At 40.4% G+C, this 10,188-nt stretch carries 8 protein-coding genes and 1 tRNA gene; 7 read left to right on the forward strand and 2 right to left on the reverse strand.

All coding sequences use genetic code 11. The annotated features are described in order from the left end of the window. Positions 1 to 80: 80 nt before the first annotated feature. Positions 81 to 992: a DnaJ C-terminal domain-containing protein gene (locus tag AABI08_RS01400; protein ID WP_338343044.1), complete on the forward strand. Its 912-nt coding sequence runs from the start codon at positions 81 to 83 to the stop codon at positions 990 to 992. A 98-nt stretch (positions 993 to 1,090) separates the two neighbouring features. Here AABI08_RS01400 and def read toward each other — a convergent pair whose 3' ends face one another. After that, complete coding sequence (gene def / locus AABI08_RS01405; protein ID WP_338343043.1) at positions 1,091 to 1,669, reverse strand: peptide deformylase; 579 nt, start codon at positions 1,667 to 1,669, stop codon at positions 1,091 to 1,093. A 205-nt stretch (positions 1,670 to 1,874) separates the two neighbouring features. On the opposite strand from def, the gene AABI08_RS01410 reads away from it, so the two are divergent. The 5 genes from AABI08_RS01410 (at position 1,875) to AABI08_RS01430 (ending at position 6,283) form a co-directional block, all read left to right on the forward strand. Beyond that, positions 1,875 to 2,150 (forward strand): UPF0223 family protein, encoded by a 276-nt coding sequence (locus AABI08_RS01410; protein WP_338343042.1) that lies wholly within the window; start codon positions 1,875 to 1,877, stop codon positions 2,148 to 2,150. Next, positions 2,143 to 2,934 (forward strand): inositol monophosphatase family protein, encoded by a 792-nt coding sequence (locus AABI08_RS01415; protein ID WP_338343041.1) that lies wholly within the window; start codon positions 2,143 to 2,145, stop codon positions 2,932 to 2,934. Before AABI08_RS01410 ends, AABI08_RS01415 begins: the two co-directional genes overlap by 8 nt. Positions 2,935 to 2,988: 54 nt before the next feature. Then, positions 2,989 to 4,827 carry a translational GTPase TypA gene (gene typA, locus AABI08_RS01420; protein WP_338343040.1) on the forward strand — a complete coding sequence of 613 codons (1,839 nt, stop codon included), beginning with the start codon at positions 2,989 to 2,991 and terminating at the stop codon, positions 4,825 to 4,827. A gap of 72 nt (positions 4,828 to 4,899) precedes the next feature. Then, positions 4,900 to 4,989 (forward strand) — tRNA-Ser (locus AABI08_RS01425). 1,150 nt (positions 4,990 to 6,139) lie between these two features. Next, positions 6,140 to 6,283 (forward strand): hypothetical protein, encoded by a 144-nt coding sequence (locus tag AABI08_RS01430; protein ID WP_338343039.1) that lies wholly within the window; start codon positions 6,140 to 6,142, stop codon positions 6,281 to 6,283. A 455-nt stretch (positions 6,284 to 6,738) separates the two neighbouring features. Here AABI08_RS01430 and AABI08_RS01435 read toward each other — a convergent pair whose 3' ends face one another. Then, a complete protein-coding gene (locus AABI08_RS01435; RefSeq protein WP_338343038.1) occupies positions 6,739 to 6,951 on the reverse strand; it encodes a hypothetical protein in 213 nt (70 codons plus the stop codon). Positions 6,952 to 7,838: 887 nt separating this feature from the next. On the opposite strand from AABI08_RS01435, the gene AABI08_RS01440 reads away from it, so the two are divergent. Beyond that, positions 7,839 to 10,188, forward strand: a 2,350-nt coding sequence (locus tag AABI08_RS01440; RefSeq protein WP_338344104.1) for a glycoside hydrolase family 68 protein, incomplete at its 3' end; no start/stop codon positions are given.

Genomic DNA, 10,188 nt, shown 5'->3' on the forward strand with positions numbered 1-10,188 from the left:
CTTTTCTTTGCCAGTGAAAACTGATAAAATGGACCAGCTGCGGCTCGGTCCGTACATATTTGAATCAAAGGAGTCCGCTTGTGAATAACACTGAATTTTACGACCGTCTTGGGGTTTCTAAGACAGCTAGTCAAGATGAAATTAAAAAAGCATATCGCAAACTTTCAAAGAAGTACCACCCTGATTTGAACCATGAACCAGGGGCAGAGGACAAGTATAAGGAAGTTCAGGAAGCCTTTGAAACGCTTGGCGACCCACAAAAGCGCCAGCAGTATGACCAATTTGGTGCTGCTGGTGCCCAGGGTGGTTTTGGCGGTCAAGGCGGCTTCGGCGGTGCCCAGGGTGGTTTCGGTGACTTTTCTGATTTGGGCGATATCTTCTCTCAAATGTTTGGTGGTGGATTCCAGGATCCAAATGCGCCTCGTCAGGGTCGTGACCTTCAGTACCGGATGCACTTGACCTTTGAGGAAGCTATTTTTGGAACTGAAAAGAACGTCAAGTATACGCGTTCACAGGCCGACCGCTCACAGCACGAAGTCAAGGTGAAGGTACCGGCCGGCGTGGAAAGCGGTCAGCAGATGCGCTTATCTGGCCAAGGAGAAGACGGGGTCAACGGTGGTCCAAAGGGCGACTTGTACGTGGTCTTCTCTGTTGCGGCTTCAAAGGATGGTTTTGAGCGTGATGGCGCTGATATTTACCTCCAGCAAGACATTGACTTTATCACGGCAGCCTTGGGGGCTGAAATCCCCGTTAAGACGGTTCACGGTGAAGTGAAGTTGAAGATTCCAGCTGGTACGCAAAATGGTCGTCGCTTCCGCTTAGGCGGCAAGGGCGCTGCTCGTTTGCATGGTAACGGCTATGGCGACCAATTCGTCGTAGTAAACGTTGTTGTCCCAACGAAGCTCAACAAGGACCAGAAGACAGCCTTAGAGGCTTTTGCAACCGCTTCAGGTGCCAAGGTTTCTAAGAAGAAGTCAATCTTTGATAAATAAGACAATTTAAAATCAGTTAAGACGTCTATGGTCTTAATCTGTTCAAGTAAAAAAGCCGGCTCGGAATGAGTCGGCTTTTTGTGTTTGACTAATTATTTTTAAAGGTACTTGGTTGAATCATCCACGTGCCATGGATCCTGGCGGTTGATGTGGTCGTAGTACAACTTACCGTGCAAGTGGTCAATTTCATGTTGGAAGACGATGGCAGGGTAGTTACGCAACGTCTTTGTCTGTGTCTGACCAGATTCATCTTGGTAACGAACGGTAATCTTCTTTGACCGAGGAACGAAGCCAGGAACATCTTCGTCCACCGAGAGGCAACCTTCGCCGGTTTCCAATGCAGCCCGTCCAACGGTTTCAGACACAATGACCGGGTTAAAGACAACGCCCTTGAAGAATGGTTTTTCTTCGGCATCCTCGGCTGGGTCAGCAGATGGGATCAAGATGGCTGTCATCTGCAAGGATTCCCCAACCTGTGGGGCAGCCAGGCCAACGCCGGGGCGTAGACCGTACTTTTCATTTTCTTCCTCGTCTTGTGAGACTTCTAAGTAAGTCATCATATCTTTGGCGAGTTGTTGGTGCTCAGGGCTGAGGGGGAAAGGAACTTCCTTAGCCTGGTCACGCAAGACGGGATCGCCGTCGCGCGTGATTTTATCCATGGTGAAACGAATTGTCATGTTGGTTAACTCCTACTCACAATTTATCAACTTTTAGTATAGCAGAAATCAGTTAATAACGGGCTTTTGCTCTTCGACTTTCCTGATTTTTTCGTGGATTGGTGCGGGAATTTGCCCGTTAAAACAATTGTCTTTCCTGGAAAGGGAAACGAAAGCTTGTTAAAATATAGGTGATACGTTCATCTTGCATTTGAAAGGATTTTCTATGGCAGAGCAATACCAGCTTCCAATTGATGGTAATTGGAATCAGGACGATATTATTGCGGTTTCAAATTTGATTGATGCCGTTTTGCAGGTTTATGAGGGCGGCTGTGACCGTGAATACCTCTTAACGACTTACCACCGCTTCTTGACTGTTATTCCATCAAAGTCGGAGCAAAAGGCCTTTGACCGTGATTTTGAGCAACAAACTGGCCGGTCCATCTATCAGACGATGAAGTTGACTGATAAGCCAGTCAAGCGGGTTTTAGTCAATGACTGAGTGGACGGGTGATCAATTAATCCAGGTTGACCAAACGGTGCGACGCTGGTTGGTCGAATTGGGCCGTGAAGCAAGAGAAACCAAGAATCAAGATTTACACGTTGGTCAAAAAGAGGGCGATTTTCGCAACATTGTGACCAACCTTGATACCACCAACCAGGCGTGGCTTGTTGACCATATTCGGTCAATCGACCCCGATGCCCATATCGTTGCTGAAGAAGGTGACCTGCAGCGTCCTGAAACGATGGCTGGTCATGTCTGGTTTATCGACCCGATTGATGGCACGCTAAATTTTGTCCATGAAAAGACTGATTTTGCCATTATGGTGGCCCTCTATATTGACGGTAAGCCAACACTGGGCTGGATTGCCAAAGTGATGACCAATCAGGTCTTTCATGGTGGCCCTACAATTGGTGCCTTCGTGAATGACCAAAAATTAGTGCCAGTGGCGGACCTGGGCCTCAAAGAATCGATTTTAATTGTGTCCGGTCGCCGCTTAATTAGTGGGGAAAAGCCTTATGTAGCCATTGCCTCGGCAGCCTTGGCTTACCGAGTTTTGGGTTCGGCTGGGATTTCCTTTAGTCGCTTGTTCCTACAACAGGCAACGGGGTATTTCTCCAAGCTGTCCCCATGGGATTTAGCGGCCGGTCGCGTCTTAGCTGAAACGCTCGGTTACGTGGTCAAATCACTTGACGGAAGTCCGCTAAATATGCTATCATCAAACACAGTATTAATCGCTACAACCAAGACGTATCGCGAGTCAGTCAAGATAGTGAAAGACTAGGGAAAAAAGCCCTAGTCTTTCTTGTGAGTAGCAAAGACAAAGGAGCACGAAACATTGGCAAATCTTCGCGAAGATATTCGTAATATCGCTATTATCGCCCACGTCGATCACGGAAAGACGACGTTGGTGAACGAAATGTTAAAGCAGTCTGACACGTTGGACGCCCGTAAGGAAGAATCTTTGGGTGACCGTGTGATGGACACCAATGATATTGAAAAAGAACGTGGAATCACGATCTTGTCAAAGAACACTGCTGTTCGCGTTGGCGACAAGCAGATCAACATCTTGGATACCCCAGGTCACGCCGATTTCGGTGGAGAAGTTGAACGAATCATGGGAATGGTTGACGGGGTTTTGCTCGTCGTTGATGCCTTTGAAGGTACCATGCCTCAGACTCGTTTCGTTTTGAAGAAGGCCTTTGAACAACACTTGACACCAATCGTGATCGTCAACAAAGTTGACCGTCCAGGTGCCCGCCCAGAAGAAGTCGTTGATGAAGTCTTGGACTTGTTCATCGAATTGGGTGCTGATGAAGATGACTTGGACTTCCCAGTTATCTACGCTTCAGCCATGAATGGAACATCATCATTTGATCCAGACATCGAAAAGCAAGAACATACCATGGACCCAATCTTCAAGACGGTCTTTGAAACGATTCCTGCACCAGTTGACAACTCTGACGAACCATTGCAGTTCCAAGTTGCCATGCTGGACTATAACGATTTCGTTGGTCGTATCGGTATTGGTCGTGTTAAGCGTGGAACAATCAAGGTTGGTGACAACGTTGACGTTTTGAAGCTTGACGGCTCAGCACAAAACTTCCGTGTTACGAAGTTGGCTGGTTTCATCGCTTTGGACCAAGTTGAAATCCAAGAAGCCAAGGCCGGTGATTTGATTGCCGTTTCTGGTATGGAAGACATCTCAGTTGGTGAAACTGTTGTTGACCCAGCTCATCACGATGAATTGCCATTGCTTCGTATCGATGAACCAACGTTGCAAATGACTTTCCGTCAAAACGACAGCCCCTTTGCTGGTCGTGAAGGAAAGTTCGTGACTGCTCGCCAAATCGAAGATCGTTTGTTGCGCGAATTGCACACTGATGTTTCTTTGCGTGTTGAAGACACTGACCAAGCTGGTGCTTGGTTGGTCTCAGGACGTGGTGAATTGCACCTTTCAATCTTGATTGAAAACATGCGTCGTGAAGGCTTCGAATTGCAAGCTTCACGTCCACAAGTTATCTTCCGTGAGGAAGACGGTCAAACCACAGAACCTTACGAATCAATCCAAATCGATACACCAGATGAATATTCATCAACTGTTATCGATTCATTGAACCAACGTAAGGGTGAAATGCAAAACATGGAAGCTGTCGGAAACGGTCAAACTCGTTTGACTTATATGGCACCTTCACGTGGTTTGATTGGTTACGCCACTGAATTTATGACAGCAACTCACGGTTATGGTATCTATAACCACACATTTGCTGAATACCGTCCAATGGTTAAGAATTGGGAACCAGGTCGTCGTAACGGTGCCTTGGTTTCAATCAACCAAGGACAAACAACCAACTACGCTATCATGGGTGTTGAAGATCGTGGCCAAATGTTTGTTGGCGCCGGTGTTGACGTCTATGAAGGAATGGTTGTTGGTATGAACGCTCGTGACAACGACATCTCTGTTAACGTAACAAAGATGAAGCCACAGTCAAACGTTCGTTCATCAAACAAGGACCAAACTGCTTCAATCAAGACTCCACGTGAGATGAACTTGGAAGCATCAATGGAATTCTTGAACGATGACGAATACGTTGAAGTAACGCCAGAAAACGTTCGTATCCGTAAGGCTATCTTGAACACTGCTGAGCGTGAAAAGGCTGCTAAGCGTCGTAAGTAAGCGTTTAAGCACCATCTGAAACAAACAAATAATCATAGTGGCATGGACCAACCTTCATGTCACTATTATTTTGGAGCTATGGCACAATCCGGTACTGCAGCGGACTCGAAATCCGTCGAGCCGTCTTATGGCGGTGTGCGGGTTCAAATCCCGCTAGCTCCTTGAGCGGAACCAAGAGCAGTTAAGAACTGCTAAGATTTCCAGTGTTAAGCAATTTCAAATTTTTTAGTAGTCAAGAATAATCAAGAGAAATCACACAAAATAACACACAAAAAAATAAGCGCCCTAGCAATGTGACGACCTTTGGGTCGTCTTTTTTGTTGTCAAAATTGGAAAAATGGGTATGATACAATTAAAAAAAAGGTATTTTTAGTTAGAAGAGGAAAGTCTGTTTGTAAAATAGAAAGAAAATACATTGTTATTACTTCATCAATAGTATGTTTAATAATTGCTGGGGGAGTAGTTACTAAATTAGTATCAAAATAAAATGAGGCGGAAAAGCAAAAATCTATTTCATCAGAGAGTGCAAAACTTGATAGGATGTCAAAAAAGTTTAATGCTAGTAACTTAAGTCAGGCTGATAAAGATATCCAGACACTGACAAATATGAAAGTATATTCTGCTGATAAAAGTAAAAAAGAAAGGTTATTTGCCAGTTTTAAGAAGTAGTTTATAACAGCCATTAATAGCAAAATTGATAGTAATTCAGTATCAGATTTTGATGGGTTAACCAAGCAAATTAAAGGCTTTAAATCTTTAACTAAGACTGAACAAAAAAAGCTGAAACCGCTCAAGCTACGAGTAATGCTCAGCAAGGTGGTGCAACCTCCAGTTCAGCACTAACGCCAAATACTGGAAGTAACACTGCTTCAGCATCAACAAATGTAGCAGGATCTACTGCTGGTACTATTTCAAAATCAGGTTCATCAAATAATGGTGGGACATCATATAGTGCATCAAAGTCTGGTTCAAGCGCTTCAGTACCAGCAGCTTCGTCGGGGCCAAGTTATAGTGCGTCTGCATCAAGTGGAGCAAGTTCAAATAATGGTAGCTTATAAGGTACTTGGGCGGCGGATAATGGTAATGTGTCTCATGACACAATATATAGCAATGGATATGATACTGATAGTGGTATTAAGATTCGCTTTTAATATTGTAAAGTCAAGATTTCGGTTTTGGCTTTTTTATGTTCCCTTATAGCTGTAAATGGGGATTACTTTCTGATATTTATCTTAGATGTGTTCTCGTTATATATATACTTATTTTTTATTTTATAATGATTATACTTAATAAAAGATTTTTGGGGGAAGAAATGAGTAAATATTTTAATTATCTTGAAATTCAGGAGGGAAAAATCAATCAATCACTTAGCAATTTAAATTTGCAAGATGATAAATATTTTGATCCTGATTCGTATAGTTTAGAATTATATGCAGATATGAAAACTGTTTTTTAAAATAGAAGTTTTCCAAATGGATTCTATATTGAAAAAGTTGAAGTAACCCATTCTTATAATAATTTTGATTTACAATTTTTAATTGCAAATCAAGAAAATAAGACAGTTTACATTATGAATATAGGTGCTGATTGCTTTGGTATTTCAAAAAAATGGTTAGCTAATCGTGCACATTTTACATTTAATGAGATTAAGGAAGTACTGAGTATTTCTAGATTGTTAGGTGGGCATATGCTATTCCCGAGAAATGTGAGAAATTTGACTAATGACGAGTATATTGGAGGCTTACCATCTGTAAATACAGCAAGAGGTGGAAGGCCAATGTTTGATAGAACAGATTTATTTTTGGTGTTTTAAATTCGACCATTGCAATTCTCCTATATTATCTTTATAAGTAGAAGCTAACAGTCAGTCATACCTGTCAGTATAGCCTGTCATACAGATGTGAGCCTCTATTAATCTAATACAGTCATTTCCTTTATTTCGCTTTCGGCTGCATAATATCGGACTCCATCATCACCACGGATATCATATTCGACTTCACGGCTTTCAGTATCTCTAGGGGGATTTTGTGCAATTAAAACATCATAAACAACAGATCCCTCGATTGATACAACTTTAACTCTGTGCCCTAAATAATTGTATTTGATTTTATAATTTATATCCATTATTGTCTTCCTTAAATCATTATAAGAATGCTGATCTAGTCAATTACCTTGTAAATCTTAAGTTCGTTATCTTCAATTTCGTATAGGTGTCTATTTCCATCATCAATATCAAACTCAATATCTCCGCTTTCAGTGTCATATTGATCGAAGGCCCAATTACTAATATTTTGGTTAGAAGTTTGTACTTTTTAAGCAACTTCACGTAGTGTTTTATGTTGTTCTTGCCTACGTTCATTAATTCTGTTCTGAACGCCCATAATGCATCTTCACTATATCTTTTAGGCATTATTTTAAATCATTTTAACTATTTTGCCAAAATAATTTGGAAGGATAAAAAACGAAAGCGTTAAGAAAAAGTTTTGTTGATGTTCTGACTGTTAAGTAAGCCCAAACCTACTTGGGATATGCTGACGCTTCTATTATTTTGGATATTTATAGTGAAATCACTGAAAAACGAGTGAACAAACTAGCTAGGTATTAGATGGATTAATTGAAAATATTCAGTAATAACACACAAAGTAACACAAAACAGATAATAGTTTGTTTTAGTGGGTATGTATGGAGTACTTTTAGCTCCTGAGAGTCAATATGTATGTAATTTCAAACCAAAACCACCACGGTTTTGGTTTTTTTTGTTCTAAAATAAAAATATTTTTTTGCAATTAATTAGAATAATAATAAGTTATCAATATTTTATGGTTACAAGTTTATGACAAAGTTTATATTAAATGAATATAAAATGTAGATTAAATTGATTTAAAATTTTTTATATTAAGGATTGTATTTTTTATAGAAAAATGTCTTTCGCCTTGATATGATTCATTTATCACAATCTAATTAAGATTGATAATAAATTTATCTAAGTGATATTGAGGAGTAAAAGGTTAATGGTGAGAAAAAAGTTATATAAATCAGGAAAAATGTGGGTTGCTGCAGTTCTTGGAACTGCTTTTGTTACTGTTGGAAGCGTGACAGTTAGTGCTGATGGGGGTGACGCCACAACGCAATCAGTGTCTACAACGCAATCGGCGCCTACGACGACACAATCAACGCCTACGTCTTACAGTAGCTATAGTGACAAATCTCAGGATAAGACGAGTTCGGTTGATTCATCTGCCAACACTGTAACTTCGAATGTTGATGCTAGTTCAAACAATGCAAGTAGTAATAGCGATATTTCAAAAGCTCCAACAAGTTATAGTAATAAAGATTCTTCCGTTACGACTAATCCAATTCCAAATTCACATCCGGATTTTGATTCAACTACAGCTGTTAAAAAGTACCTGCAAAAGGGGATAAAATTATACGAAAACTCTAATTCAAGTACCGAAAAAGACACTGTTAGTGACAACAATGTTGTCATTTTAGCTCAAAGTGATGTTCAAAATGGACGAGTCCGTGTTCTGTTACAAGATGCTGATACAATTTATTGGGTGAACCAAAGTGATATTAGTGATTCACCTATAGTTGTTAACGATGACAATGGTTTTGGTCATTATACGCGTTCAGACATGAATTCTATTCCAGAAGCATTAAAGAATAAAGATGTTTGGGCTCCAAATTATGATTATGACACTCTTTCTAAAAGATTAGTTGGTGCCGTTACTCATGATGATGTTACGGGTAAAGATGTTGAATTAAATGTTTGGGATTCATGGCCAGTTGAGAATAAAGATGGTTCAATTGCTGATTATCATGGTTATCATTTAGCAGTTGGTTTAACGGCACCGGTGGATTGGTCACATCCTTGGTATTATGCTAAAATGGGACTTTTTGCTCAAAATATATCAAGTAGCCAAACGGATATTACGTCTTGGCAATATATTGGCAATCTTTTTAATTCATTTGACGAAGGCGCTAATCCTGATGATCCGTATTTATCAAAAATGTTGGGTGAATGGTCAGGTTCGACTGTTTATCTAGGTAATGACTCTTCAACATTACGAGTTTTATATACTAACTTTAGTAGCGTTGGGCAAGTTTTGACTACAGCACAAATTTCGGTTCTTCCAAAGGATAATGGAGATTGGAATAGTGGACTGGTTATTGATCATAGTGCAACTACTGATCATAAAAGTATTTTTACGGGTGATGGTAATATGTATCAGACCATTTCTCAGTCTCAGAATCCAAGCAATGCACAAGTTACAACAACTGTTGGTGACGATTTTTCATTGCGAGACCCTCATTTGGTTTATGATGGGGACCAAGCTTATATTACATTTGAATCAAGTACTGGATTAAAATCAGGTTATCAGGGGATAGATAACCTTTATAATCAAGCTTATTTTGGAACAACTGGATCTGATTTTGATAAAGAACAGTATAGTTTGCTGAATAATAAAAATAAAGAATCTTATGAACAAGCATATTTTGCTAATGCAGCATTAGGATTTGCAAAATTAGACGATAATTTCAATGTTTCGTCAGTTGAAAAACCGTTAATTTCTGCTAACGCTGTAAGTGATGAAATGGAACGTCCTAATTTATTTGAGTATCAAGGAAAATGGTACCTATTTACAGATGCTCATGGATATCATATGGCGACTGACGACAAGACCATTAAAAGTGGAAATAGCGGTTACATCAACTATATGTTCGGATTTGTCTCTGATGATGGTATTCAAGGTCATTATCGACCTTTAAACGGTAACGGATTGGTTCTTGTCACTGATACACCTAATGATTGGTCAGCTACAAGTAATTATAGTTATTCTTTTTTGGTGGTAAAAAATGCTGATTCAACTAGTAACCGATTTGTTGTTACAAGTTATTTAGCAAGTCGGACTTTTGCACCAAGTTTTGTTATTGAAATTAATGGTGACACCACACGTGTTATTAACGATGTTGTGTTGGATCAAGGTGCATTGGATGAACAACATACAAAAGTATATGAAGCTAAAGGACTTTTAGATGGGAAGTCATCAAGTACTAGCACAACTACTGAAAATAAAGAAGACAGCAGTAATACTGATAGTACTAATAATGCTGGCACAAATAATAGTAGTTCTAACAATGGCGGTACGACGCCAATAAATCCAACCGATAACGGTGGTAACACCAATAATGGCGGTACGACGCCAACGACCCCAACGGATAACGGTGGTAACACCAACAATGGCGGTACGACGCCAACGACCCCAACGGATAACGGTGGTAACACCAACAATGGCGGTACGACGCCAACGACCCCAACGGATAACGGTGGTAACACCAACAATGGCGGTACGACGCCAA

It is taken from the genome of Fructobacillus evanidus (assembly GCF_963580165.1).
GTDB classification, from domain to species: Bacteria; Bacillota; Bacilli; order Lactobacillales; family Lactobacillaceae; genus Fructobacillus; species Fructobacillus evanidus.

Bases quoted from the DNA above. Each gene is read 5' to 3' on its own strand.
- def (WP_338343043.1), bottom strand. From the start codon at position 1,669: ATGACAATTCGTTTCACCATGGATAAAATCACGCGCGACGGCGATCCC.
- AABI08_RS01410 (WP_338343042.1), top strand. From the start codon at position 1,875: ATGGCAGAGCAATACCAGCTTCCAATTGATGGTAATTGGAATCAGGAC.
- AABI08_RS01415 (WP_338343041.1), top strand. From the start codon at position 2,143: ATGACTGAGTGGACGGGTGATCAATTAATCCAGGTTGACCAAACGGTG.
- AABI08_RS01430 (WP_338343039.1), top strand. From the start codon at position 6,140: ATGAGTAAATATTTTAATTATCTTGAAATTCAGGAGGGAAAAATCAAT.
- AABI08_RS01435 (WP_338343038.1), bottom strand. From the start codon at position 6,951: ATGGATATAAATTATAAAATCAAATACAATTATTTAGGGCACAGAGTT.